22 protein-coding genes and 1 pseudogene are annotated in these 25,116 nt (G+C 53.5%); 14 read left to right on the top strand and 9 right to left on the bottom strand.

The features are described 5' to 3' along the window. Positions 1 to 10 precede the first annotated feature (10 nt). Genes QP109_RS01960 through lnt form a run of 7 tightly spaced genes read left to right on the top strand, consistent with a single transcriptional unit; the run spans position 11 to position 8,501 of the window. A complete protein-coding gene (locus QP109_RS01960; protein WP_101628164.1) occupies positions 11 to 1,030 on the top strand; it encodes an ABC transporter substrate-binding protein in 1,020 nt (339 codons plus the stop codon). A 59-nt stretch (positions 1,031 to 1,089) separates the two neighbouring features. Next, positions 1,090 to 1,353, top strand: coding sequence for a phosphoribosyl-ATP diphosphatase (locus tag QP109_RS01955; protein WP_006681010.1), 264 nt, complete (start codon positions 1,090 to 1,092; stop codon positions 1,351 to 1,353). A gap of 22 nt (positions 1,354 to 1,375) precedes the next feature. Then, entirely contained in the window at positions 1,376 to 2,221 is an 846-nt protein-coding gene (gene hisG, locus QP109_RS01950) for an ATP phosphoribosyltransferase (protein WP_285022977.1), read from the top strand. A gap of 40 nt (positions 2,222 to 2,261) precedes the next feature. Beyond that, the gene (locus QP109_RS01945) at positions 2,262 to 3,191 is read left to right on the top strand and encodes a helix-turn-helix transcriptional regulator (protein WP_285022976.1); all 930 of its coding nucleotides are present in this window, start codon (positions 2,262 to 2,264) and stop codon (positions 3,189 to 3,191) included. After that, the gene (locus QP109_RS01940; RefSeq protein ID WP_285022975.1) at positions 3,191 to 4,165 is read left to right on the top strand and encodes a helix-turn-helix transcriptional regulator; all 975 of its coding nucleotides are present in this window, start codon (positions 3,191 to 3,193) and stop codon (positions 4,163 to 4,165) included. The genes QP109_RS01945 and QP109_RS01940 overlap by 1 nt, the downstream gene beginning before the upstream one ends. Further along, a complete protein-coding gene (locus tag QP109_RS01935; RefSeq protein WP_285022973.1) occupies positions 4,162 to 6,930 on the top strand; it encodes a DEAD/DEAH box helicase in 2,769 nt (922 codons plus the stop codon). Before QP109_RS01940 ends, QP109_RS01935 begins: the two co-directional genes overlap by 4 nt. Continuing rightward, on the top strand, positions 6,927 to 8,501 hold the full coding sequence (gene lnt / locus QP109_RS01930; protein WP_285022972.1) for an apolipoprotein N-acyltransferase: 1,575 nt from the start codon (positions 6,927 to 6,929) through the stop codon (positions 8,499 to 8,501). Before QP109_RS01935 ends, lnt begins: the two co-directional genes overlap by 4 nt. A gap of 144 nt (positions 8,502 to 8,645) precedes the next feature. On the opposite strand, the gene QP109_RS01925 is transcribed toward lnt, so the two are convergent. After that, positions 8,646 to 9,011 (bottom strand): RNA polymerase-binding protein RbpA, encoded by a 366-nt coding sequence (locus QP109_RS01925; protein WP_101628159.1) that lies wholly within the window; start codon positions 9,009 to 9,011, stop codon positions 8,646 to 8,648. A 264-nt stretch (positions 9,012 to 9,275) separates the two neighbouring features. Here QP109_RS01925 and QP109_RS01920 point away from each other — a divergent pair, with 264 nt between their 5' ends. After that, positions 9,276 to 10,055, top strand: coding sequence for a phosphatase PAP2 family protein (locus QP109_RS01920; protein ID WP_285022970.1), 780 nt, complete (start codon positions 9,276 to 9,278; stop codon positions 10,053 to 10,055). 36 nt (positions 10,056 to 10,091) lie between these two features. Beyond that, complete coding sequence (locus QP109_RS01915; protein WP_285022968.1) at positions 10,092 to 11,600, top strand: Hsp70 family protein; 1,509 nt, start codon at positions 10,092 to 10,094, stop codon at positions 11,598 to 11,600. Between the two features lie 83 nt (positions 11,601 to 11,683). On the opposite strand, the gene QP109_RS01910 is transcribed toward QP109_RS01915, so the two are convergent. From QP109_RS01910 to pepN, 7 genes are all read right to left on the bottom strand, one after another. Beyond that, positions 11,684 to 12,238: a MerR family transcriptional regulator gene (locus tag QP109_RS01910; protein ID WP_285022967.1), complete on the bottom strand. Its 555-nt coding sequence runs from the start codon at positions 12,236 to 12,238 to the stop codon at positions 11,684 to 11,686. A gap of 130 nt (positions 12,239 to 12,368) precedes the next feature. After that, positions 12,369 to 13,124 carry a transcriptional regulator FtsR gene (ftsR, locus tag QP109_RS01905; protein WP_285022966.1) on the bottom strand — a complete coding sequence of 252 codons (756 nt, stop codon included), beginning with the start codon at positions 13,122 to 13,124 and terminating at the stop codon, positions 12,369 to 12,371. Further along, the gene (locus QP109_RS01900; protein ID WP_101628150.1) at positions 13,121 to 13,552 is read right to left on the bottom strand and encodes an FHA domain-containing protein; all 432 of its coding nucleotides are present in this window, start codon (positions 13,550 to 13,552) and stop codon (positions 13,121 to 13,123) included. The genes ftsR and QP109_RS01900 overlap by 4 nt, the downstream gene beginning before the upstream one ends. Before the next feature lie 65 nt (positions 13,553 to 13,617). Then, a complete protein-coding gene (locus QP109_RS01895; RefSeq protein WP_285022964.1) occupies positions 13,618 to 14,439 on the bottom strand; it encodes a DUF881 domain-containing protein in 822 nt (273 codons plus the stop codon). Between the two features lie 5 nt (positions 14,440 to 14,444). Next, on the bottom strand, positions 14,445 to 14,777 hold the full coding sequence (locus tag QP109_RS01890) for a small basic family protein (RefSeq protein ID WP_101628148.1): 333 nt from the start codon (positions 14,775 to 14,777) through the stop codon (positions 14,445 to 14,447). Between the two features lie 2 nt (positions 14,778 to 14,779). Continuing rightward, on the bottom strand, positions 14,780 to 15,616 hold the full coding sequence (locus QP109_RS01885; RefSeq protein ID WP_101628147.1) for a DUF881 domain-containing protein: 837 nt from the start codon (positions 15,614 to 15,616) through the stop codon (positions 14,780 to 14,782). A gap of 2 nt (positions 15,617 to 15,618) precedes the next feature. Next, complete coding sequence (gene pepN / locus QP109_RS01880; protein WP_285022961.1) at positions 15,619 to 18,174, bottom strand: aminopeptidase N; 2,556 nt, start codon at positions 18,172 to 18,174, stop codon at positions 15,619 to 15,621. A gap of 80 nt (positions 18,175 to 18,254) precedes the next feature. Here pepN and QP109_RS01875 point away from each other — a divergent pair, with 80 nt between their 5' ends. The 3 genes from QP109_RS01875 (at position 18,255) to QP109_RS01865 (ending at position 22,069) form a co-directional block, all read left to right on the top strand. Beyond that, positions 18,255 to 19,832, top strand: a complete 1,578-nt coding sequence (locus QP109_RS01875; RefSeq protein WP_285022959.1) for a UDP-N-acetylmuramoyl-L-alanyl-D-glutamate--2,6-diaminopimelate ligase — start codon at positions 18,255 to 18,257, stop codon at positions 19,830 to 19,832. Between the two features lie 71 nt (positions 19,833 to 19,903). Further along, positions 19,904 to 21,382, top strand: coding sequence for a ribosome biogenesis GTPase Der (gene der / locus QP109_RS01870; RefSeq protein WP_285022957.1), 1,479 nt, complete (start codon positions 19,904 to 19,906; stop codon positions 21,380 to 21,382). A 114-nt stretch (positions 21,383 to 21,496) separates the two neighbouring features. Continuing rightward, complete coding sequence (locus QP109_RS01865) at positions 21,497 to 22,069, top strand: methylated-DNA--[protein]-cysteine S-methyltransferase (RefSeq protein WP_285022955.1); 573 nt, start codon at positions 21,497 to 21,499, stop codon at positions 22,067 to 22,069. A gap of 87 nt (positions 22,070 to 22,156) precedes the next feature. On the opposite strand, the gene QP109_RS01860 is transcribed toward QP109_RS01865, so the two are convergent. Next, entirely contained in the window at positions 22,157 to 23,437 is a 1,281-nt protein-coding gene (locus QP109_RS01860; protein ID WP_101628142.1) for a DUF5692 family protein, read from the bottom strand. A 276-nt stretch (positions 23,438 to 23,713) separates the two neighbouring features. Here QP109_RS01860 and QP109_RS01855 point away from each other — a divergent pair, with 276 nt between their 5' ends. Further along, positions 23,714 to 24,682 (top strand): hypothetical protein, encoded by a 969-nt coding sequence (locus QP109_RS01855; protein ID WP_502929266.1) that lies wholly within the window; start codon positions 23,714 to 23,716, stop codon positions 24,680 to 24,682. Beyond that, positions 24,682 to 25,035, top strand: a pseudogene (locus QP109_RS01850) (DUF5692 family protein); the annotation flags it as partial. The gene QP109_RS01855 and the pseudogene QP109_RS01850, both read left to right, overlap by 1 nt. Positions 25,036 to 25,116: the final 81 nt, after the last annotated feature.

Here is a 25,116-nt window from a genome sequence, read left to right as displayed (position 1 = left end):
GTGGTTCCCCATGTCTGTTCGTCTTCGCGCATCTATCGCGGCTTTCGCCCTATTCGGCGTTACATGTGTGGGAGCATGTGCTCCCGAGCCTTCGACCGCTGAGTCCGGTGCGTCGGCGTCAAACGCAGTGACAGTTGGTCTGACTTATATTCCGAATGTGCAGTTCTCTCCCGTGTATGTCGCCCATGATGACAGTATGTATTCGAATGCTGGGTTAGATGTGACAATTCGTCACCACGGTTCCGATGAGGGACTGTTTACGGCCCTCATTTCCGGTGAAGAAGATGTTGTGATTGCTTCGGGTGACGAGGCAATGGTGGCGCGTGATTCCGGAATGGATCTGGTGTCGATTGGTACCTATTACCGTCAGTACCCCGGCGTTGTGATTGTTCCAGCGGATTCTGAGATCCACACTCTGTCGGACCTTAAAGGACACAGCATCGGTATTCCCGGTGAGTATGGGTCGAACTGGTATGCGACCCTCTCGGCTATCTTCCAGGGTGGCTTGAGCGAGAAGGATGTCGAGATTGCGTCGATCGGCTACACGCAACGAGCTGCTCTTGCTCAAGGTGAAGTGGATGCTGTCCTCGGTTTTGCGAATAATGACCTGGTTCAGATGCTTCAGTCGGGCATGGATGTCAGAGCCATTAGTTTGGAATCGCAGACGCCTCTTGTCGCGGCGTCGATCATCACGACCCGTCAGTGGGCTGAGGCAAACCCTGAACTTGCGTCAGCGGTTGTCAGCGCAACAACTGCTGGTATTAACTCGGTGATTGATGATCCCGACCATGCCCTTGACGTCACGATGGCGTGGGATGAGACTCTCAGCGACGAGACCTCGAAGTCCAATGCGATGGCAGTGCTTCAGGCGACAATTCCTCTGATGATGAACGCTGGTGGCCCGGCTGTGGCGATGCAGGATCTTGATCGCTGGGAGATGATGGCAGAGTTCTTGGGTTCTGTGCCGGGTATCGTCTCTCAGAAGCCCGATGCTTCTTTGGCTGCTACTAACGAGTATGTGAACGAATAAGGCTGTCCGCTAGGCGGATAGGGTTTCATTTGTTGTCCGAGGCGTCGTAAAGTCAGACCATGGCTACTTTTGAAGATCTCTTTGCCGAACTGTCCGAAAAGGCTCAGACCCGCCCCGAGGGTTCTGGGACTGTTGCTGAACTGGACAAGGGCATCCATGCGATCGGAAAGAAGATCATCGAAGAAGCCGGCGAAGTGTGGATGGCTGCCGAATACGAGACTCTTGACGATCTCGCTCTTGAGATCTCGCAGCTTTTCTACCATGCGCAGGTCATGATGATTGCCAAGGGCCTGACCCTCGACGACATTTATAAGAAGCTCTAAGCATTTTCGTTTAAGGATCTCCATGCTTCGCATTGCTGTGCCCAATAAGGGCTCACTGTCTGACCCTGCTGTTCGTCTGCTTTCTGAGGCTGGCTACAACACTCGTCGCCACGGTCGTGAGCTTGTTCTTACCGACACCCTGAATGATGTCGAACTCTTCTTCCTGCGTCCGCGAGACATCGCGGTCTATGTGGGACGAGGCTCCATTCAAGTAGGTATTACCGGTCGCGATCTGCTGCTTGACTCGCGGACTCAAGCAATCGAGCACTTCCCGTTGGGTTTTGCTCGTTCAACGTTCCGTTTTGCAGCTCCTACAGGCACGATTACCTCGATTGAACAGATCAACGGTAAGCGCGTTGCTGCGTCATATGACCATCTGGTGAAGTCATATCTTGATGAGCGTGGTGTGGATGCTGAGGTCGTTCACCTTGATGGGGCAGTGGAGTCCTCGGTGCGCCTGGGTGTTGCTGACCTGATTGCTGACGTCGTCGAAACCGGCTCAACCCTGAAGGCTGCCGGCCTTGAGGTGTTTGGTGAGCCTCTGGCGAAGTCAGAAGCTGTTCTGATCACACGTCCCGATGCCGTTGATGATCCGGCGCTGGCAACGTTGGTCAAGCGCCTCGAAGGTGTTCAGGTTGCTCGCAAGTATGTGATTGTTGACTACAACGTTCGCGAGTCTGCTCTTGATGCGGCGATCGCTATTGCGCCTGGCTTTGACTCTCCGACTGTTTCTCCACTGCAGGATTCTGCGTGGCGAGCGGTTCGCGTGATGGTGGAAGCACACCAAGTGAATCCGATTATGGATCAGCTTCACGAGGTTGGAGCACGAGGAATTATCGTCACCGAATTGCGTGCCTCTCGTCTCTAGAACAGGGCTTTTGCTAGCGAGCATAAGTAGGCTTATGCCTATGGGAAATGACAGTTCGCGCGATGCTCGGTTGCTTGCCTTGTTGAATTGTCTGAGGCATTCTGGACGCCCGCTGTCTAAACGGGAGATTCAGGAACAGGTTCTTCAGTATCAAGGACTGACTCACGATAACTTCGAGGGCCAATTCCAAGACGATAAAGAAACTCTTCACACCATCGGTATTGCACTTTCAATGCGGGGAATGAATCCTGATTTCACCTATGAAATTGATCCGAAAGCATCGGCTCAGTTCCAAGGAGAGGACGTTCGTTTTGATGCCACCGAGTCACGGCTCATTTCGATGGCAATCAAAGTGTGGGACGATGACGCGAATACGACGGCACTGAAAAAGCTAGCGCTTTCGATGGATCCGCCTGAAACGTCTTTTTCTCACGTGAGTATCGGCCTTGATCAAAGCGATGTGATTTGTGCGCTGAGCGAAGCAATCACGCATGGGCGCTTTGTCAGCTTTGACTACACGTCTGAATCGGATTCATTCCGACGTAGCGTTGCTCCCCGAAAGCTTGTGATGCGCTCGAACTCCATGTACTTATGGGGTTTTGATATGGATAGGTACGCACCGCGTTTGTTCAAACTGTCGCGGATTGCTTCCGAGATTGAAGTTATTGGCGACTCTTTCGACGCGGAGGATCTTCCCGAGATCCCGGCAGATCCCTTCACTCTTCTAGAGATCGAGCCTCTTCTTGCAATTCGCGATGATGCATCGCTTGCGATTCGCGCCTACGTCCAACTAACAGGGCGCCTGATAACAGATGGTTGGTGCGAAGCCGTCGGACTGCGAGCTTCCCGTAATACGTGGATGACGCGCGTTCTCACCGAGGGGGAAGATGTTGTTGTTCTTGCTCCCCAAGATTTGAGGGATGAGATCTATGCCCGAATTGACAGGGCCTCGTCGTGGGGAGTTCAGTGATGGGAGCACGATCTACTGACGCGCTTGTTCGCCTGCTCGCGATTCGTGATTGGCTTGCAACGAACGCATATTTCGAACCCGTGCCACTTGACGATGTGGTCCGCCAGTTTGGTGGAACGCGAGACAAAATGCTTCGTGATTTGAATACCCTGTCAGCAGCTGATGATGACACGTTCGATTTTGATGATCGTTTCTGGGTTGATATTGATCTTCTTAACGACTCAGGTCTTGTCCAGCTGATGTCACATATTGATGCTAATCAGCTACCGGGCCTTACTCCAAGCGAGGCGTTGGCGATTCGTATCGGTCTTGAGTCTCTGTCGAGTGTTCTTTCCCGAGACCTTGTCGAGCGTATTCCCACCGTTCTGGACAAGATTGGCCAGTTGGTTGGGGAGCGTAGCGATGAGCAGATTGTGCTTCATCACCAGGATCAACAGCGTCAGAATGCCTTTGCTTTTCTTGACTGTGCCATCGGGCTTCGCAGACCGGTTGTGTTCACCTATACCTCAGCGAATGGGGCGACCCACCGTCGTGAAGTGGAACCGCGTGAACTTCATTTGGAAGGAACCGGCTGGATGCTTCTTGGCTGGTGCATGATTCACGATGAGTGGAGAACGTTCGCTGTTGACCGGATGAGCGACCTCGAAATCAATATGTCGCGTAAGAATGCCCGGCGGAAGTCACCCAATAGAATGCGTGGCAACCAACCACTTGAGACAGAACAATTGGTTGTTGGTCCCAATGGGCGTTGGGTAGCAGACGAATACCCGCAGGTAGTCAGTCGTCAGGTCAACGATGAATTGACCGAACTGTTGATTCCGATCTGGAGCCGACAGTGGCTTTTGACGTTGCTTATTGATATTTCAGGGTCCCTGGAATCCGCTCCGCAGGACTCGCTCGTGCAAGCGGGTGAAGTTGCGCGTCGGATGAAGTCATCATGGGACGAGGTTCTAGCCAGCGTGGAGACATTGTGAGCCCAAAAAGAAGGCGTCAGGCAAGCAAAGCTTCCGGGGAACTACAGCCTGTTGAGCAACTGAGTCCGGCCCAGCGAATACAGGCGTTTAAGAAGGATCAGCGCATCCAACGATCCATGCGTTACGCATGGTGCGAGACCCTCGGTTTTCAGGCTGATGATTTCCAGATCGAAGCGATGGATGCTCTCGAAGCTGGACAGTCAGTCTTAGTTGCTGCTCCAACCGGTGCTGGTAAGACGGTTGTGGGGGAATTCGCGACGTACCTTGCCCTTCAGAAGGGGAAAAGAAGCTTTTATACAACTCCGATTAAGGCGTTATCTAATCAGAAGTTTTCGGATCTACGCCGTCGCTTCGGTGAAGACAATGTTGGTCTTTTGACCGGTGATACGTCGATCAACTCTCACGCGTCAATCGTTGTGATGACAACTGAGGTTCTTCGGAACATGATTTATGCGGGTGCGGACCTATCGGATCTTGATTCGGTTGTGCTCGACGAGGTGCACTACCTAGCAGATCGCTTCCGTGGCCCCGTATGGGAAGAAGTGATTATCCATCTTCCCGCTGAGCAAAAGATTGTCGCTCTATCGGCAACCGTTTCGAACGCTGAGGAATTCGGTACGTGGATCGGTCATGTTCGTGGGGGATGCCGAGTTGTTGTTTCCGAGCATCGTCCTGTCCCGCTGTATCAGCACATGATGGTCGGGCGACATCTCTATGACTTGTATTCGCCATCGAAGAAGGGCGAATCAACGCGAATCAACCCGGAGCTACGTTCGGCTATCGGTCCGTCGATTCCTGGGAGAACGGGACGAGGTGGAAGGAATTGGCATGAAACTGCTCGTGTCAGACCTCCACGCGAGTCGCGTCCGTCGACTTTGATTGAGTTGGATCGAGCTGGCCTATTACCGACGATCACGTTTGTTTTTTCGCGCGCAGGGTGCGAAGACGCTGTCACCCAGGTTGTCCACGCGGGAATTTGGCTGACCAATAAAGAAGAGCAGACGCAGATTGCGGCAGTGGTTGATGAGGTTAAAACTCAGGTTGGCGCACAAGACTGTCATGTCTTAGGGATTAATGCGTGGGGTGACGCATTAGAACGTGGAATCGCAGCTCATCACGCGGGTCTTCTTCCCATTCAGAAAGAGACGGTAGAAAAGCTCTTCACACGCGGTTTGATCAAAATGGTGTATGCGACTGAGACGCTTGCGCTAGGCATCAATATGCCGGCTCGCAGTGTTGTCATCGAGTCGTTGCGCAAATGGAATGGAGCTGCCCACGTTCAGCTGACACCGGGGGAGTACACCCAATTGTCGGGTCGTGCTGGTAGGCGAGGCATCGATACCGAGGGACATGCAATTGTTCTTCACTGTGGCCAAGTTGCTCCTGAAGAGGTCAATGCTCTTGCCTCTAAACGAACATACCCGCTGATCAGTGCTTTCACTCCGACCTACAACATGGTTGTGAACCTGCTTCACCATTCGTCGCGGGCTGCCACGCGTGATGTGCTTGAGACATCGTTCGCTCAGTTCCAAGCCGATGGTGGGGTCGTTGAACTTGCACAGCAAGCCCGTGCGCTCGCACGCCAGCTTGCCAAGTTCGAGCAGGATATGACATGTGACCGCGGAGATGCGCGCGAGTATTTTGCTCTTCGTGACGATCTTGTTCTTGCCCAGAAGTCCGAATCTAAGCTGAGGGCTGCCGAAAAACGCAGTGCAAATCGTGTGGCATTGGCGACCTGTCAGCCAGGAACAATCATCCGTTATGGATCTGGTCGTCGTAGCCGGTACGCGGTGGTTGCGTTCCATTCCGACACTGCTATCGGGCACGTTTCTACAACGCTGATTGGTACGGATGGGAAGTTCCATTCGCTGTCAGCTAAAGATGTCTCATCTTCTTTCGCGGTTGTGGGGTCGATGAAGATTGCCGGCGGATCTGCGTTGCGTCGGAATAAAGAACGAATGAAAATCGCTGATGAACTCAAGCGCCGCATTCGGGCGAAATCTATAGAGATTCCGCTTGATACGCCGGACTTTGATGCGACCAAGAGCGCCCAAATCGAGAAGCAACTGAAGGCTCATCCTGTTCATCAGTGTCCTGAACGCGAACACCATGCGCGTGCAGGGCATCAGTGGGCCCGAATTAATCGCGAGTTGCGCAAGGTAAACGAACGCATTGACTCTCGAACACATTCAGTTGCCCATAAGTTCGACCGAGTATGCCAGGTTTTGGAGGAACTAGGCTTTCTTGACGGCGATACTGTGACCGACCAGGGTGAACGTCTGCGTCATATCTTTGGCGAGCGCGACATCATCGTCATGGAGTGTTTGCGAAGCGGAGCATGGAGCGGATTGGATGACGCGGAATTGGCTGCGATCGTGTCGACGTGTGTGTTTGAGTCGCGTCGTGAAGATGGTGCGCGTCCCGCAATCCCGGTTGGTCTTTCAAAGAATTTGACGCGCGCACTCAAGGCAACACTCCACGCAAGTGCGAAGGTCGCAGCTGTTGAGAAGCGGGCCGGGCTTGAACCGACAACTGAGCCTGATTCGGGAATGATGGAAGCGTGTCTGGCGTGGGCTCATGGGGCATCGTTGGGAACGTCGCTCGATGGCGAAGAGATGCTCGGTGGCGACTTCGTTCGTTGGATTCGTCAGGTCATGGATCTGTTGGATCAGCTGCGTCATGACACTGACGAAGCGATGGCGTCGCAGGCGAAGCGTGCCCGACACCAACTTGTTCACGGCGTAGTAGCGTGGTCGGTGTTATGAAAAATTCTTCTTTGATTGTTGATGTTTTTCTCAGCGCTCTTGCCGGCGTAGGAATGTGGGCAGCCTTCCCGTCCCTGTCGTTGTGGTGGCTGATCTTTCCGTCTCTTGCTATCTATTTTTCACGTGTTGATCATTCGACTCTTTCACGCGGGCTGCTGAACACCGTTGTTTTTGGTTTTTCCTGGTGGCTTCCTCTGATTCACTGGGTGACGCTGGCGACCGGAGGATATTTACCGTGGGTTGCTCTTGCTACGACTCAGGTGATTGCGTTGTGCCTGTGGGCAGTGATCGCACGTTTGTCGCAGTCGATTCCAGTGGTGAATTCTCCTTTGGGACAGCCTTTTGTCTATGCGTTGACGTGGGTGGGTGTCGAGCAGCTTCGTAGTCACTATCCCTGGACTGGTTTTCCGTGGGGAAATGTCGCGATGCCACAGGTTGATTCACCGCTTGGTCAGCTTGCCCCGTGGGGTGGGGAAGTGGTGGTGTCATTTGTGAGCGTTGCCCTCGCAGTTGCCCTTCGAAGAGTGTTCTATTTCCGCTCAGATTTGGGTGATGAGCATTGGTTCACGAGGCCGGCTCTGCTTGTTGGAAGTCTCGGCGTGTTTTTTGCCGCGTGGATGATTCCGCTTCCTTTGTCGCAAGAGGCGGGCACGATTCGTGTGGGAGTTGTTCAGGGAGACGTTGAACTACCGGGAGCACACACCTTTGGTATCGAAGGTAAGGTCACAACGAACAATTCTGTGATGACTCGGGAGCTTGTGGCTCAGTCTGATCCTGTCGATCTGCTGATCTGGGGAGAAACCGGCGCCGATCGTGACCCGAGAGAATCCGGTTTGGTTGCCCAGCTTGTTGATTCTTCGGCCACGTTGGCTCATGCGCCGTTGCTCTTCGGTTTCGCGAACGTTAAAGATGACAAGCGGTGGAATTGGTTGGGCGTCTGGTACGGGTCCGAGGGGCTCGATGAAGAAAGCCTCTATGCTAAGCAAAAGCCTGTTCCTTTTGGAGAATTCATTCCTTTCCGTTCGCTGATTTCGAAGCTTGCTACCCAGGCTGCTCAGATCAATATGGACATGGCTGCCGCTGAAAATCTTGCATTAATGAATGTTCATCTCAATGATTCGCGGACGATTCCGATCGCTATAGGGATTTGTTTTGAATCCGCTTACCCGGCGGTGATTGGTCCTGGTGTTATGGCGGGTGGACAGCTTATTGTCACTCCGTCGAATAACTATCATTTCCAATCTTCGTCGGAGTCTGCCCAGCAGAATCAGCTTCTGCGTTTTAGAGCAATGGAGTATTCGCGTTCAGCGATCCAAGCGTCAACTACCGGAATGTCGTCAGTGATTTTGCCTGATGGTCGTATGAAGGCGACAACCGATCCTCAAAGTGCTGCGTGGCTTGCTGACTCAGTGCCTCTGAGGACGTCGATGACGAAGAGTGCTGAGTTGGGGGAGTTGCCCGCTCAGGTGGTTATGGGAGCAACGGGTGTGTACGGCGTTTTTGCCTTGCTCTATGCGTCGATTCAGGCTGTGGTGAACTGGAACTCTCTAAGGCGTCAAAACAGGCTCTGACTTGCATAAATATGCTTTAAAATGTGCGTGGAACACGTGGCAGAGGGTATTATTATGTCAGATACTCCTAGCTTCGCTCAGGAAGTCAGGAGTATCTGGAGGCTTTATTTAGTTTAGGTCTAGGTCTAGCAAGACCTAGGGGCATCAGCCCTTACGATAGTGTCCTTCGGGCTGAAGGCGCCCTTCGCGGTATGCGGCGAGCTGTTCGTTAAGGACAACTTCAAGTTCTTCAAGACTGCGGCGTTCGCGGAGCATATCCCAGTGGGTGCGAACGGCCTTGGCGGGCTTTGTTTCTTCATCTTCTGGCGCATCGCCAATCAGCTCAGCAGAACTACCGCAACGGCATTCCCAAGTTGCTGGCGGAGTTGCTTCGCTAGCAAGAGGAACCTCGAACTCGTGACCGTTCGGGCAGACGTACGAAACGGTGTAGCGGTCAGCAAAGACGACACCGTCTTCAGACTCCATAGACTTTGCGCCGATCTGCATTCCTCGGAGCGCGCGATCTGCCATGGTGATCTCCTTAAGGTCATTGAAGCTAGCACTCTATTTTAGCTGAGATGTTGGCATTTGCATTACGGGTGGATCGTTCATGCGCGAACCTAAAGCCGATAATGTACATTATGTCAGAATTGTTGGGGTTCTGATCCAGTTTCAATTCCGTGCGCTCCCCTCACAAATGGTTGCCAACACCACGATGAATCCAATGTGCAACCGGAAGAAAAGTAGACAACGATGGGTGTAGGACATCTATGGAATGTGAAAGGAAGGGGTGACATGAGTGTTGCACTGAAAACCGATCAGCGGACCGCCAATTCCGGCGCTTCATCGAATGTCCGAAAACCCCTCCCTGAAATTGCTCTTGTCGGAACCTGTGCTCTGCTCTATTCGCTGATGTGCGCCGTTGCGCCCGTTACGCGAGTTAGTGCAGTTCGGCATGCGCGTCAGATTCTGCGCCTCGAAAACTATCTCGGGATTGACGTCGAACTCGCGCTCAACACATGGCTCTCCCACCACCCGTGGCTCGCCAATGTTTCAGCGGTTTTCTATTCCGTTTCATTCTTTGCCGTGACATTCACAGCCTTAGCTATTGTGTGGGTGAAACGCCCAGATCGCTACGATTTCGTTCGCAATTCACTCTTCGTGATGACTGGTGGCGCAATGATTACCTATTGGGTGTATCCCCTGGCTCCTCCGCGATTCTTCCCCTCACTGGGGTACGTCGATGCCGTAGCTACCCAATCAACGCTTGGCTCTGGATACTCGACTGCTTTTTCTCATTTGGCGAACTCTTATGCTGCGATGCCATCCATGCACACGGGCTGGGCTGTATGGAGTGCCATTGTCCTAGGTACATTCGTCTTTAAGAGCTGGCGAGCCCGAGCAATTCTTGCCCTGCATCCCCTCTACACAATCTGGGTAATCCTTGCGACCGCCAATCACTATGTGCTGGACGCAGTGGGTGGCATTGTGTTCTGCTTACTTGGTTTTCTTCTGACCAACCTCATCATTACTCGAGTATCACAGCGTCAATCACTTGAAGCCCGAGGTGTCTGAGCGGGGGCATTCGGCCTAGCCGATACTCTTGAACCTATGAAGTTCGGAGTAGATTTTGGCACCACCCGCACAACCGTTGCCCTCGTTGATCGAGGCAACTATCCCCTGATCTCATTCATCTCACCCGATGGCGACGCCTTTGACCACATCCCGTCGGTTGTTGCTCTGGATGACACAGGCTTGCTCTTTGGCTTTGAAGCTCACGAAGTAGCTCTCGAAGGTGGCGAACACATCCGATCTTTCAAGCGCCTTCTATCCGACCCTGACGTCACGCCTCGGACAACTCTTCGCCTTGGAAACCGCGACTTCCTGATCGTCGATGTTCTTACTCGCTTCCTTAAGTACGTCGCAGGTATGGTGCGAGAGAATTCTTCCGCCGTTATCGACGGCGATGAACCGCTTGAAGCGGTCATCGGTATCCCCGCGCATGCGTGGTCTGCTCAGCGTTTTATGACACTCGAAGCATTTAAAGCAGCCGGTTGGCACGTCATCGAAATGATGAACGAGCCCTCAGCTGCAGGTTTTGAATACACCCACCGCCACGCTTCCAGCTTGAACGCAAAACGCACTCGAATCCTCGTCTACGACTTGGGCGGTGGCACCTTCGATGCTTCTCTTGTTGAAGCGGTCGGGCGCGACCACGCTGTCCTCGATTCTGCCGGCGATAATCTACTGGGCGGAGACGACTTCGACATGGTGCTGGCACAGGTTGCACTTCGCAACGCCAACGTGATGCCCGCTTCTCTTAGTGATATGGGGTGGCAAGCACTGATCGAAGAATGCCGCGTTGTTAAAGAATCGCTGAACCCCAACAGCCGCAACGTTGTCGTCACCATTGGTGACACCCCGATCTCGTTTTCCGTTAAGGACTACTACGAGGCTGCAACTCCGCTTGTTGAACACACACTGGAGGTCTTAGATTCACTCCTTTCCCCCACCGAAAACGGTGGCGAGCGCGTGATTCCAGAGGACGTTGCCGGTCTTTATGTTGTTGGTGGCGCTTCTGAATTCCCACTGGTCTCGAAGGTGCTCCGTCGTCGATTTGGTCGTCGCGTCCATCGTTCGATTCACAACGCAGGCTCGACGGCTATCGGCCTTGCCATTGCGGCCGATGAACAGGCCGGATACACAGTGTCAGAACGTCTTGCGCGCGGGCTTGGCGTCTTTCGTGAATACGACTCGGGCGCATCCCTCTCCTTCGACCCGTTACTTACCCCCGATGATCGATGGACACCGGGCGAAGACACCCTTGTTGTTCGGCGTTACATGGCTGCCCACAACGTTGGCTACTACCGCTTTGTTGAGTATCGCAGCGTTGACGAGCAGGGTGTTCCGCGCGGTCAGGTCAGCCCAGCCGGCGAAATCATCATGCCGTTTGATCCTGTGCTACAGGGTGAAGACGTTGACCTGAAACATGTCTCGATTGAGCGCACTGACATCGGGCACCTTATCGAGGAACGCTACCGAGTAGATGAGAACGGAATCGTTGACGTTGAAATTGTTGACACTGAAACCGGTTACACGCAGTCTGCGCGCTTGGGCTGAGTGATAAGCGATCAACGAAAAGAGGGGCGGTAATGAATAATCGCTGCCCCTCGACGTAGGTGATGACCTATGAAAGCAAAGCTTTAGGAAATCGAACGGAGCTTACGCTTGCGAAGTTCTGCAAGTTCATCAACGTGGTCGCTCAAACGCTCAATAGGAAGCTCAGCAAGAGAGCCTTCAATCTCGCGCCACACACGACCGACGGCAATGCCGAAAACGCCCTGACCACCCTGAAGAAGGTCAATGACCTCATCCGTCGACGCGCATTCGTAAACTGACGCGCCGTCACTCATTAACGTGATGGATGCAAGGTCGTCCACTCCCCTGTTCTGGAGTTGCGAAACTGCTTGACGAACTTGCTGAAGAGAAACGCCGGTATCCAGAAGCTTCTTGACGATCTTCAAAACAAGAATGTCTTTGAACGAGTACAGGCGCTGCGAACCTGAACCTCGTGCGGCGCGAACGGAAGGCTGAAGAAGACCGGTGCGAGCCCAGTAGTCGAGCTGGCGGTAGGTGATGCCAGCGGCTGCACATGCGACGGGACCACGGTATCCGAGGCCTTCACCGTCAATGCCTTCAAGGGGATCACCGAAGAGCATCGCTTGGCGCGATTCGGCCTCGTATGGTTCGGCGCTCACTAGGACTCCTGCAATAATGAAAGACGTATCAGTTGATGGTGATACCACGCTATGCGCTATTGAACGCAAGGTCAATGACACGACCGGCGAGCCTCAAGTTCAAGTTGAACTTGAGGGTTGAAGTCCCTTCTTAGAGAATCTGACCAACAGAGACCCGCAGGAACTCTCTGTGCAGGTCAGCAATGATTTCAGCAGATTCAGTCACCTTCGCGTTCAAACGTTCATTGTCAGATGAACGTCCACGCGAACGAGTAGATTGAACCGTCTGATCGATCACGTCAGAACAACGATCCGCACTGAGTTTCACTGCACGCAACAGACGAATATCGAATCCTTGGGATTCAAGAGTGGCAACGTGTCGCACAATCTGCAACGAGCACACCGGGAAATAGCCCGCAATATCAGGGGCAATCAATCCCGCAGAAGAATAACGTTCCAGCGTTGAGATATCGACGCCGGCCAGATCGGTCAGTTCCCTAGCCGACAGATAGGGAGAAGATGGCGCGACGCTGACGCCCTCAGAAGAAACGATACGAGGCCGCCTGACTGCTTCAACCTGATGACCCGCATCAAGGGCGCGCAGTTGCTCACCGATTACTCGAAGAGGAGTAAAAGAGTCGCGCTGTTGTGTCAGAACATAACGCATACGTTCCAAATCGGTCTGCGAGTACTTGCGATAGCCCGACTTCGTCCGCGCAGGAGTTACCAACCCCTGGTCATCGAGGTAGCGAACCTTCGACACAGAGATAGCAGGAAACTCTTTCTTCAGTTCCTCGACAACTCTACCGATCGAAAGAACCGGGTCCCTAGACGCATCGTGTGGCCACGGCCCCGTAATACTCGTGTGTTCAGCCTCAAAGCTGAACTGTGCAGCCTGAGAACTCATGCTTGCAAGGGCGAAGGCTGGTATGTCAGGCGGTACTTTCCAATCTGGACCTCGTCGCCAGCGTTCAAACGAATGGAGTCAACGCGCTCACGATTTACATACGTGCCGTTCAACGAACCGGAATCACGCACAATATGACCGCCGTCTTCAGCCTTGAACTGGCAATGCTTACGGGAAACGGTCACATCGTCTAAGAAAATATCGGATTTCGGGGAACGACCAGCATTCGTTACCTCACCGTCGAGAAGGAAACGAGCACCCGAGTTCGGGCCACGCTGAACGATTAGCAGAGCAGAACCAGCGGGAAGTGAATTCACCGCTTCCTGGTCGCGTGCAGACAACACAAGAGGAGGATCAACTTGCTCTTCAACCGGCGAAAGCCCAAAGATGGAAGTTGCGGTTGGATCGAAATCGTTAGTGGATTCCATGATCTCCCCCTATGGTAGACGCATTAATTACCCTCAATAGTCTAAAGGGTAAAGGGCAAACGTACTTACTCGTCAGAAGATTTGGAATCTTCTGACGTATCAACCACGGCATATTGAGGCTGAGGCACAGATGACACCGAATCAATCGAAATGTGCCCGACCACTGAAATCGTCACATTCGCGCCCTTTGCGCGCATCTGGGCAGCCGAACCAGCTTGAATCTCTAGAGCAGTCGCAATCGTCTGCCCCTCGCCGATCACATGCCAATCATACGGTTGCGACAAGACAACGCCATCGACCGCAATCGTATTATTGTCAGACGTAAACGCGCTCCGGGTGGAAAGACGCACGCCGTTCAACTCGATTGCCTCAGCCCCGGCATTACGTAACTCCCCTAACGTCATCACGAACTCGGTAGCCGTTAAACGATTCGCGTCATCACCGATATGCATGAGCACCCCGGGTCCCTCGACAGGAACTCTGCCTGCATTGATCTGAGCGAGCTGGTTAATCTTCCGAGCCGTCTGAGCTGCCGCTTCTTGCTCCGACTCGTTGGCTTCAATCTCGGCAACCTGCTGTTGTAAAGCAGAACGCTCCTGACGAAGGTTATTCTCCTGAGAATTCAGCTCAGAAAGCAACACAACCAAGTCTTGTTCGCTCAACGCTTCCAAGGGATCTTCCCGTTGAGCACGAACGGTTGTCACCAGCGCAAAACCAAGAACCAAACAGATTAGAACAAGGACAAGGTGAATCGTGCGCGGAACAGCAAAAAGAGCTTTGACAAACTGCGCGCGACCCGGCTTAACGTCCTTTTCAGTGGACGCAACCTCGTCCCTTCGAGAAGCTCCATGTCGCCCATGACGCGAATTCTTCGGATCTAAACTCATGGACTTTACGCCTTAAAAATCAGACGACGAATCGACGCTGTATTCGAAAAGATACGAATACCCAACACGACGATGACGGCCGTCGTAATCGCGGACCCCACGCCAAGTTGAGTTCCCAACCACACAAGCAAACAGGCAACAACGACATTCCAGAAGAACGACGTGATGAACACGCGATCATGGAACACCCCTTCAAGCCAAGCGCGTGTCGCGCCAAAGAGAGCGTCCAAGCCCGCGATTACCGCAACCGGCAAGAACGGCTGAAGCCAAACAGGAATCGTCGGATCAAGGAAAAATCCCAAGATAATGCCAGCCGCTAGGCCAATGACAACAACCATGACTATTCTCCTTGGGAATTCGACGCTACCGCATACTGCGGAGTACGGACATTAAGCGCTGGCATTTGAATTTCGGCGGTGCCCGCAGCCGAGATTTCAATGCCGTTCATTGACTTCGCAGTTGAAAGAAAATCACCTGTTGACCCGCGTACAAGACCAACGGACAGCGTGTTCGCATCTCCGATAGCTCTCACCTCGTACGGAGATTCAACGGGAGTGACGTTCACAAGAATTGCCGAACCAGCAGTACGAATAAACGTGCCTGGGCCAATTCGTAGGTCATTGATTGAAATTGCCTCGGCTCCCCCAGCCCAGAGGGCATTCACGATCACATTCAAGTCAATGTCGCGGACCTGACCTCGTGACCCTTGTGTCAGCGTTTTTGCTGACGACGAGTCCTTGACCGTGACCGTAATTCCCGGACCAACCACGGGTTCCATTGCATTTGTCAGTGCAATCGAAGGATCAACGAGGACCTGAGGAGCTGTCGACGACGCAGCTTGGTTGACGCGGGTGGACAACGATTGAACGTTGTCCTGAAGGGAAGCCACGACGCTTTGACTAGATTGTGCCTGATCGCGAAGGCTTTGAGTAATGTCAGCGTCCTGAGCGGTACGCAATGACATCACTGCGATTGTGAGCGTGAAGCCGAGCGCCAGCGTGAAAACAAAAGCGATCGGGCGATGCCACCAATGCTTGGAATGTTGAGTATCGTCATAGCTTTCGTACCCAACATCGAGCGGATTATTCAACAACGAGGTCAGCAACGACATCGACGCAGCAGGATCACTGCCTTGCGCCGGCGAAGAAGACGTTGTGTGCTTGTTGTATTCTTGCACGCCTACATCCAGTTGCGTTGTACGTTAATTGCGCGAGATGCGTAATCAACATGCTCAATGAGAAGACGTCTCAACGGCCATGCTGCATTCTCGTGTTCGCCGAGCCAACGATTCACCCGATCAATATGGTCCTCGACGCTTTCGGGGCTGTCGGCATAAACCGGGAGCGAAAGAAGACCCTTGATGTAGCGAATCGACAGGGCAATCGAGTGTGTATTCCAGAAGTATTCGAGTGAGCCAAGACCTCGGTCAATGAAGCTTGAGCCTTGCCACGAGGAGGCAGCAAATCCGTCGAGGATTGCGCTCAATGTGTCGTTTGCGATCCCGTCAACGAAGAGTTTCGACCACGAGGCCTCGCGTTCTTCTTCGTACGGCAGAGCTGCAATTGCGCGTTCTGATGCGGTCTTTGCTTCGCCTGTTGAGGAAGTAGCGAGCCATGCTTCAATACGATCGCGTCCAATCGAACCTGAAGCAGCAATGACAGTACGACCTGTCCAAACGATCTCACTGGTCAAAGTATTTGCATACGATTCCACGGTCTGACTAATCGCGGGGTCATCGGTCATCGGATAGGTAAAGAACAGGGTCTTCAACCATGCGCGACCACGATCTGTGACGTGCTCACGCGACAGACGTAGCGCAAGTGTTCCTACCGTTGTAGCAATCGCGCCACGCTGTTCCTTTGGCACGTAGGTGCCCAGGGTAATGCGACCGAGCTCCAACAAACGATCCGCAAGTGTCTCGTCGACTTCGTTTTCTGCATGACGGAATGCTGCAAGAGTGAAGTCACTGGGGTTCAAGCGACAGTCACGAACAGCGTTGAACAGGGCACCCCACACGACGCATCGCGTCATCAGGTCGGGACATGCCGAAATCAAGGCAAGTGCATTGGATGCTGAGCGATCGTCGAGGTAGGTGACCGCATACGTCAGATCGCCGTCATTGACGACGACTAGATCCATATCCGTAATACCGGCTGGTCGGCAGAGAAGCCCCGCGGGATCAACCTCTTGGGATCGATCCTCCATTGTTAGCTCAAAACGATGCGTTATCTGAAGCTGATCGCGTTTCATCGCCCACGTTGTGACATCGAAACGATGCGGGCGAGTCGTATCTGACTCAGACTCATCCGTGATCTGGAAGTTGGTGACGCTACCAATACGGGAGATATCAAAGTGAGGAACGAGTTTCGAGGGACCGGAGGTAGTAAGCCACGTGGACACCCAGTGGGATAAGTCCTTGCCCGTTGCTTCCTGCAGGCAATCGACGAGGTCCTGGAATGAGGTCGATCCGAAGGCATGGCGTTGGAAGTAAATTCGCACGGCTTCAAAGAAGGCTTCTTCGCCGACGGTTGCTACCAACTGGTTGAGTACCGAAGCGCCCTTGGCATAGGTGATGCCGTCAAAGTTGGTTTTGGCTGCGCCAAGGTCGGGAATGTCAGCAATGATCGGGTGAGTTGTCGGCATGAGGTCTTGCTCGTAGGCCCAGATTTTGCGACCTGCAGCAAATGCGGCCCTCTCCCCCGTGTACACGGTTGCTCGGCTTGCTGCCAGGGCACCCTGATTCTCGGCGAATGACTCCTTCAACCAGAGGTCGTCCCACCATCGAGGTGTCACAAGATCCCCAAACCACATGTGGCACATTTCGTGAAGAATCGTGTTTGCTCGACGCTGACGCTGGGCGAAGGTCGGGGTGTCACGTGAAAGATATGAGTCGTTAAAGGTCACGCATCCCGGATTCTCCATGGCTCCCAAGTTGTATTCGGGAACGAAGATCTGATCGTACTTGCCCCAAGGGTATGTGATGCCATAGTGCTGGTGGTAGAAGTCCAAGCCAGCGCGAGTAACGGACAGAATATCGTCGGAATCAATCGCCTGAGCCAAGCTTGAACGGCACATCAAGCGCAGTGGGACGTCAATCTTCTGACCGTCGCTTGCTCCCCCGCTCCAAGTACCTCCGTCAATGACAGCCCAGTCACCGGCGACGACGGCGGTGATGTAGCTGGACAACAGGCGCGTTCGAGCAAAGACATGTCGTGTGCCGTTTTCAATGGGTTCGGTATGTAGCTCTGCTCCGTTGGAGGCAACAACCCACTGTTTGGGCGCATCAACGATGAATGACCACTCGGCTTTCAAATCTGGTTGGTCGAAGCATGGCCATGCGCGGTGAGCGTCTTGGGGCTCAAACTGCGTGTACAGGTAAACGTGCCCATCTTCTGGGTCAATGTACCGATGCAGACCTTCACCGGAGTGTGAATACGGGCATCGCGCCTGAACCTCAACCGTGCACTCAGTATCGACGGGCAGACCGCTGAGGGTCAGACACTCGTCATTTTGCGTGATCTCTCGCGTCTCGCCGTTCACACTGAGCCGGGTAACCTGGCCTGCGATGTCGACGAAGGTGGAATCCGCGTGGGAGGTCAGGGTGAAGGTGGACGTAACCACAAACTCGGTATTGTCTTGGCTATCCCCACCGCGCACATCAAGATTGACCTTCATCGTCGAAAGGTCGATTGCGTGTGAACGTTGACGGGCTTCATCGCGGGATAAGACGTGCATAACCGTAGTTTACGGCGCGTTCTTGAACACTTCGAGAAGTGGCTGTAAGCGTTTCGCTATACGGCGCTACAGTATGAGGTATGAGCTCAGTCGTAGATATTCGCCCCTCAGTTGTGCCACTGAGTGTTCCGGTTGCTCTGGCCAACGCTGGTTCCTATTCAGTATGCGATGCCTTGGGAAATCCTTTTGGGGATCCAAGCGTGCTTACCATCACGGGCATTACCGTTTCCTCGAACGACTGTGAAGAAGGCTGGGCGTTCGTCGCTATTCCTGGGCTCACCCAGCACGGCGTTCGTTTTGCCCACGCGGCAGCCGAGGCTGGTGCAACCCTCCTTGTCACGGACAGCGAGGGAGCGAAGCGAGCAATCGACGAGAAAGTCGGACTGCCAATCGTTGTTCTTAAGGATCCTCGTCGATGCGCAGCGACTATCGCCGCAACCCTCTACGGCCAGCCTGCGACAAAGTTGAAGACGATGGCCGTGACCGGCACGAACGGGAAGACCACTACGTCGTTCCTCATGCGTGCAGCTCTGGGAGTTGAGTTTCCGAACCCCTCCATCTGCGGAACCGTCGAAACACGCATCGGTAACCTACGTTTCCGTTCCGATCAGACTACGGCTGAATCCCCTGTCATCCAGCGCTTCCTTGCCCAAACACTGGAAGAAGGCCTTGGCGCAGCGGTTATTGAAACAAGCTCTCACGCTCTGAGCTTCGAGCGCGTTGACGACATTGTGTTTGACGTTGTCGGCTTCACGAATTTGCAACACGATCACCTCGACTACCACGGCGACATGGAGAACTACTTCGCCGCGAAGAAGTCGCTGTTTACTCAAGAACACTCACGACGCGGTGTTGTATGCGTCGATGACGAGTGGGGCCAGCGCCTTGCCCGCGAAGCTGAAGTACCGGTGACAACCGTTGCCGCGCTGAGCTCGAACGAAGCCGAGTGGCACGTTGAAAATACTCACCCCGACCGTTCGATCGGTCGCACGGTCTTTACGTTGGTGGATCCGAATGGCGCAGGGCATGATGTCGCAATGCCGATTCTTGGTGAAGTGAACGTTCAGAACACTGCCGTCGCCATTGTTGCTGCCGTTCAGCTTGGGTATGACGTGGATACAGTAATCGCCGCCATTGAAAAGGCGGAGCAGATTCCAGGGCGCATGGAAATGATTAATCCTAAGCCTCATAATCAGCCACTCGTCATCGTCGACTACGCCCATACTCCCGAGGCTCTTGAGTGGACTCTGCGCTCAACAGCTGAGCTGACGAAGGGAAAGCTTCATATCGTATTCGGTACCGACGGAGACCGTGACGCATCAAAACGTGAATACCTTGCCAAAATCGCGGCACGAGAAGCTGACGTCTTGTGGGTGACCGACGAAAATCCACGTACCGAAGACCCGCAGTCTATTCGTGACTATCTGTTGCGCGGTATTACTTCGATACGTCCGGACATGCACGATGTAACAGAAATTAAGACGTGCCGTCGCGATGCAGTGCGCAAAGCAATCTTGACAGCCCAGCCAGGTGACACGGTGATTATCACCGGTAAAGGCTCGGAGTGGTACCAAGATTTCGAAGGCATTAAACACGAGTACAACGACGTTCCCGTATCGCGCGAAGTGCTCTACTACGACGTTCGCTCGCACATCTAAGAACGTGTGAGATTACGCGTGAGCGCAAGGCTGACACCGCTTATGGGTGTGATGCCACGTAAGATGAACGGGTGAATGACGAGAACCTGAATCAGGACCTGGCCACCGAAGAAGAAGCTGAGCTACGCGCTCAGCACATGCGAGCTTCTCTTGCTCAATTCGAGCTTGACGAGGACGATCTTGCACTGATCGACGGTGAAGCTTCTTTCGATGAGCCTAAAGAAGAACTCGCCGGTCTACCGGTTCTCGCCATCGTTGGACGCCCGAACGTCGGCAAATCAACGCTGGTCAACCGCATTATTGGTCGTCGCGAAGCTGTCGTTCAGGACACTCCCGGTGTTACTCGTGACAGGGTCTCCTACCCCGCCGAATGGGCAGGTCGCGACTTCACAGTCGTCGACACCGGTGGTTGGGAAATCGACGTTAAAGGTCTAGACCGTTCGGTTGCTGAGCAGGCAGAAATTGCCGTTGACCTTGCCGACGCCGTCGTTCTGGTTCTTGACGCAACCGTTGGCGTCACCGCTTCAGACGAACGCATCGTTACGATGCTTCGATCAAAAGGCAAGCCGGTGATTCTGGCAGCAAATAAGGTTGATTCTCCTCAACAAGAAGCCGACGCCGCTTACCTGTGGAGCCTCGGAATGGGTGAGCCCCACCCGATTTCTGCACTCCACGGCCGCGGTACCGGCGACTTGCTGGACGCCATCATGGATGTTCTGCCCGATGAATCCGCCGTGGCAAGCGCACTGCCTCAGGGGGGGCCTCGTCGCATCGCACTTGTCGGACGCCCGAATGTCGGCAAATCTTCTCTTCTCAACGCGCTCGCGCAAGCCGAACGCGTTGTCGTCAACGAACTTGCTGGCACGACCCGCGATCCTGTCGACGAACTCATTGAGCTTGATGGGCGCCTCTGGTGGTTTGTTGACACCGCCGGTATTCGTCGCAAGATGCACCGTACGACCGGTGCTGATTACTACGCGTCGATTCGCACCCAGGCAGCAATTGAGAAGGCGGAAGTTGCTCTTGTCCTCTTCGATGGCTCCCAGCCACTGACAGAACAGGATATTCGCGTCGTTCAGCAGGTCGTTGATGCTGGTCGTGCACTGGTAATTGTCACGAACAAGTGGGACCTCGTTGACGAAGACCGACAGAACGAACTGAAGAACGAAATCGAACGCGAACTTGTCCAAGTCCAGTGGGCTCCGCGAATCAACGTGTCCGCTCTGACCACGTGGCATACGAACCGAATTACGCGCGCACTCGACACGGCTCTTGCCGGTTGGGAAACGCGTATCCCCACAGGTCAGTTGAACGCGTTCCTCGGTCAACTCGTTGCCGCCCACCCGCACCCGCTACGTGGCGGTAAGCAACCTCGTATTCTTTTTGGCACGCAGGTGTCATCACGTCCTCCGCGTTTTGTCCTGTTCACAACGGGTTTCCTTGACCCGCAATATCGCCGTTTCATTGAACGCCGTTTGCGCGAGGAGTTCGGCTTTGAAGGGACTCCGATTCAGATCGGTATGCGCGTTCGCGAACGTCGTCGCAAGTAACGGGCACCGAACCAACTCGTTTTACACGTCAACCCTGTGGATAACTACCACGGGGTTGACTTTGTGCATAAAGTCTGTTTCGTACCATTCGCTGTTGAGCTCACCCAAGGAGTAATGATGCTTCACTGGACAACACTTTCTTCCCCCATTGGCGACCTGATGCTCATCAAGTCTGGCAAAGGCATCGTCAGAGTTGCCTTCGAATGCGAAGACTTCGCCACAGTACGACGTGATGTCGCAAACTCGTTGAATGATGAGATGGTTGAAGACAGTAAAGAACTGTTTGAGGCCGTAGATCAGATTGAAGAGTATTTCGCTGGTCAGCGTAAGACTTTCGATCTTGTACTGGACTGGTCCCTGATCTCGGGGTTCTATGCGCGCGCTGCCCAACAATTGACGATGGTTCCTTTCGGTACGACATTGCCGTATTCAGGCCTGGCACTGCTTGCAGGTAATAAGAAAGCTCATCGTGCGGCTGCGTCAGCGTGTTCCCATAACCCGTTGCCTATCCTTGCTCCATGCCATCGGATCACGCGAAAAGATGGGTCGTACGGTGAGTATGGTGGCGGGCGCGAAGCCAAAGAGTACCTTCTGAAGTTTGAGCGGGAAATCGACGCAAAAACCTATGTCCCCCAGCCCGTACTCAGGCCTCGCTATGTCGGGATTCCTGCTCCAACGTCAGACTAAATACACCACCATGAAATTCGTTTGGGGGTGTCATCAATGACGATAACACCCCCAAACTCTGGCGTAGCACACGAACGCTGATGATAGTCAGCGCTCGGTTCGAGCCTTCGGGTAGCGATGGTCCTTATCTCCCCACCACGGCATGTATGACACATAACCGTCAGCTGGCGGGTTCGGAGAATCGGGTTCGAAGCCGAGTTCTGTCGGAGTTTCGGGAATGCGATCAACAAGGAAGTACTTGTCCTTGTCATCGCAGTGGGTGCGAACGATCGTCTTGAATTCGGCGAGCTCGGGGTACAAAACACCGGTGATCGGGTTGCGGTGGTAGCGAACGATCTTGTAGAGCCAGTAGACGAACAGAGCAATGTTCGCGATCAATGCAAGAACAGCACAGATGATGTTCGCGTTCGGATCCATCGTGGAGAAGTTAAAGGTGCTGTTTGGTGGAACGAGGATTTCCGGTAGCAATGTGTTCATAGAAATCCAGAACACCAACGTGAAGCACCTGAACCAAATCCACTGGCCCTTTGCCCATGTGAAGGCGGGAATTGTACATGCCAGAAGAAGGGCGGCTGTGCAATACCAGGTGTAGTCAGCAAGCGAGTTGTAGAGGAAAGCATGGTTCCACAGGTCGTAGGCAATAACCCACGGCCACACCATGTCAACCCAGATCAGGCCACGAACCTTCTGCTTGCCTGGCGATGTGGCGATGATCTTGCCTAGACCGGTGATTGTGATGATGTTGAGCAAGCCAGCTGCTGCGCTGATCAGGTTCCAGTAGCCACCAATAGTTCTAAAACCGGTTTCTGGATCAATACCGATATGGCGAGCGGAAAGATTCGACGCGACTGCTTCGTACCATGCTTGTGAATGGAGTTCGGCGGTCACGCCCCTGGCTTCCGGAAGGCCCGCGATCATATCGAGAGTGTGAGTGTCATTGACATGCTTCAGGCACTGCCAATCTGCTCCGCACGCATAGTAGGTGTCCGCGTTGAAATAGATGGTGAGGTCACGGATATTGGCTTCCATGATGTTGACTGCGAGACCGATCCAGAGTGCAACACCCAGCCAAATAGCGTATTTGTGCGCCTTTTGCGGATTTTTCTTCGCATAGACAAGGACGGTTCCGGTCATTGTTGCAGTAAGGATCATGATGGCGTATTTGCCGAATGGGAACCAACCGACCATTGGTGTGCCGTGAATCCAAGCATAGGGCATAAGCGCAATGCCACCGATCGTCCAGATAACGAAGATGGTCCAGTTCCACCGCCGGTTGATCTCAGCAACAAGCATCTGAGCGACGAATACCGCTAGCCAAAGCGCATAGACCTTCGGGGAGCCAATTTCCCACAGCCACAGTGACTCCATCAGTTTCCTCCTTGAAACACAGACGGGATAGTAGTTATTCGGCTAGCCTAGTGAACAAGAAAAAACGCGGAGCGAGATTGACCCAAAGAGGGATTTATAATTCCGCAGAAAGTTCTTTTTAGCAAAGATGCTTAGGACTTTTGGCCGGGGTTTTATTTATCTCCTCCGCTTGCCCACAACTGGGCCTTGACGGGAGGAAGAAAAATGTCAAAGAATTCGTCGAAGCGTGGCCTTAGGACCGCTATCGGTCTGGGGGCTTTAGGTGTCCTGAGCGGGATGTATGGCTTCAGCCAGCTTAGTGGCAAAGCAACTCCGGAAGAACAAGCATGGCGTTATCCGGGCGACGATTTAATCGACGCAAATTACGATAATGGTTATTCTTCAACCTACGCCATTACAATTGAAGCCCCCGCTTACGCAGTGTGGAGATTATTCAAACAAATCGGCGCGGAAAAGAGTGGTTCATTTTCTTCAGAATTCTTAGAAAGAACATTTGCTCGACTCCCCTTCTTTAATTCCTACGAAATTCAAGAAGAATTCCAACAGCCAGATTCCATGATGCCCGGTGATATCGCCGCCTTCGATTACCACGGAATGTCAATGGAATGGGCCGATATTGTCCCCGGCAAATACATGGTCCAGTGGGTTGATACCAAGAATCCGCCAAAGGCACCTGGCTCCTACGCATTCCGTTTCCCTGGAATGACCCACTTCGCAGCAGCATGGTGCTTCTACGTCGTTCCGCTTCAGGGCGGTCGCACGCGTCTGATCAATCACTGGCGTATCGGATACGAACCTGACTCAGTCGCCATGAAGGCCCTGAACTGGGTCAATATCGAGTTCATTGGCGGATGCATGACCCACATGCAGAACATCTACGTGAAGCGCGTGTTGGAGTTCCGTAAGGAGCAGCATCACACCGGCAAGTTCATGCGTGGTGTGCTTGGTGGCCAGTTCTTCAAGTCCGGTACTCCAGCTGGTCGCTACGACGGGACTCCCCTGTTCGACGAAACGTACACACAGTGGTTCCGATACGGCCGTAAATCTCCTGCAGTTGCTGAGATTCGTAAGCCCGTTACCGAAGATCCCAGCTGGCCACCGGTAGGACCAGGAACCCCATGGGAGCACGAAGTTGACGCCGAATACTTCGATGGATGGAGCGAACCCGCATTCGATTGGAACGAGCAGATCCGTCAGAAGATGGAAAAGACCTACTTGCCCAACTGGGGTAAGGAGGCCAAGTGATGGGTAACATTACGCCTCCCGACTATGCGACCCTCTTCTTCTTTGAGAAGGGAGAATGGTGGGACTATGTGATGTTGTTGATCGTCATCGCTGCCCTCGCATTCGCCGCCTGGCTTGCCCAGCGGAACATGTGGGTCGTTCTTGCTCTGTTCATCGTGGTGCCAGTGTCGCTGAGTATCTTCTGGTGGCCTCATTCGACCGCTGGGACGAACTCCGCAGGCTGGTTCCCGATTGTGAAGCAGTATTCGGCTCTGCTTGGTAGCCTCTGCTTGGTTGCATTGCAGGTTTTCCCGAAGCTACGACACAACAAGTGGTATCTACTGATCCCCCCACTGTTGCTGAGCGTCAACATTGCCGGGGTTAAAGGACAAAAAGAGTTGGTGGAGGGTTAGTCCCAGTTGTTTCGGTGGGGGCTTGTGTGGTGGAGGTCGTGC

This window comes from Pauljensenia sp. UMB9872, assembly GCF_030212665.1.
Classification (GTDB): Bacteria; Actinomycetota; Actinomycetes; order Actinomycetales; family Actinomycetaceae; genus Pauljensenia; species Pauljensenia turicensis_B.
The sequence above is the reverse complement of the archived record's forward strand: the minus strand, read 5'-3'. Positions and strand labels throughout refer to the sequence as shown.

What these genes read in the sequence shown, in the direction of transcription:
- QP109_RS01960 (WP_101628164.1), top strand. Translation starts at nt 11, where the DNA reads ATGTCTGTTCGTCTTCGCGCATCTATCGCGGCTTTCGCCCTATTCGGC.
- QP109_RS01955 (WP_006681010.1), top strand. Translation starts at nt 1,090, where the DNA reads ATGGCTACTTTTGAAGATCTCTTTGCCGAACTGTCCGAAAAGGCTCAG.
- hisG (WP_285022977.1), top strand. Translation starts at nt 1,376, where the DNA reads ATGCTTCGCATTGCTGTGCCCAATAAGGGCTCACTGTCTGACCCTGCT.
- QP109_RS01945 (WP_285022976.1), top strand. Translation starts at nt 2,262, where the DNA reads ATGGGAAATGACAGTTCGCGCGATGCTCGGTTGCTTGCCTTGTTGAAT.
- QP109_RS01940 (WP_285022975.1), top strand. Translation starts at nt 3,191, where the DNA reads ATGGGAGCACGATCTACTGACGCGCTTGTTCGCCTGCTCGCGATTCGT.
- lnt (WP_285022972.1), top strand. Translation starts at nt 6,927, where the DNA reads ATGAAAAATTCTTCTTTGATTGTTGATGTTTTTCTCAGCGCTCTTGCC.
- QP109_RS01925 (WP_101628159.1), bottom strand. Translation starts at nt 9,011, where the DNA reads ATGGCAGATCGCGCGCTCCGAGGAATGCAGATCGGCGCAAAGTCTATG.
- QP109_RS01920 (WP_285022970.1), top strand. Translation starts at nt 9,276, where the DNA reads ATGAGTGTTGCACTGAAAACCGATCAGCGGACCGCCAATTCCGGCGCT.
- QP109_RS01915 (WP_285022968.1), top strand. Translation starts at nt 10,092, where the DNA reads ATGAAGTTCGGAGTAGATTTTGGCACCACCCGCACAACCGTTGCCCTC.
- ftsR (WP_285022966.1), bottom strand. Translation starts at nt 13,124, where the DNA reads ATGAGTTCTCAGGCTGCACAGTTCAGCTTTGAGGCTGAACACACGAGT.
- QP109_RS01900 (WP_101628150.1), bottom strand. Translation starts at nt 13,552, where the DNA reads ATGGAATCCACTAACGATTTCGATCCAACCGCAACTTCCATCTTTGGG.
- QP109_RS01895 (WP_285022964.1), bottom strand. Translation starts at nt 14,439, where the DNA reads ATGAGTTTAGATCCGAAGAATTCGCGTCATGGGCGACATGGAGCTTCT.
- QP109_RS01890 (WP_101628148.1), bottom strand. Translation starts at nt 14,777, where the DNA reads ATGGTTGTTGTCATTGGCCTAGCGGCTGGCATTATCTTGGGATTTTTC.
- pepN (WP_285022961.1), bottom strand. Translation starts at nt 18,174, where the DNA reads ATGCACGTCTTATCCCGCGATGAAGCCCGTCAACGTTCACACGCAATC.
- QP109_RS01875 (WP_285022959.1), top strand. Translation starts at nt 18,255, where the DNA reads ATGAGCTCAGTCGTAGATATTCGCCCCTCAGTTGTGCCACTGAGTGTT.
- QP109_RS01865 (WP_285022955.1), top strand. Translation starts at nt 21,497, where the DNA reads ATGATGCTTCACTGGACAACACTTTCTTCCCCCATTGGCGACCTGATG.
- QP109_RS01860 (WP_101628142.1), bottom strand. Translation starts at nt 23,437, where the DNA reads ATGGAGTCACTGTGGCTGTGGGAAATTGGCTCCCCGAAGGTCTATGCG.
- QP109_RS01855 (WP_502929266.1), top strand. Translation starts at nt 23,714, where the DNA reads ATGTATGGCTTCAGCCAGCTTAGTGGCAAAGCAACTCCGGAAGAACAA.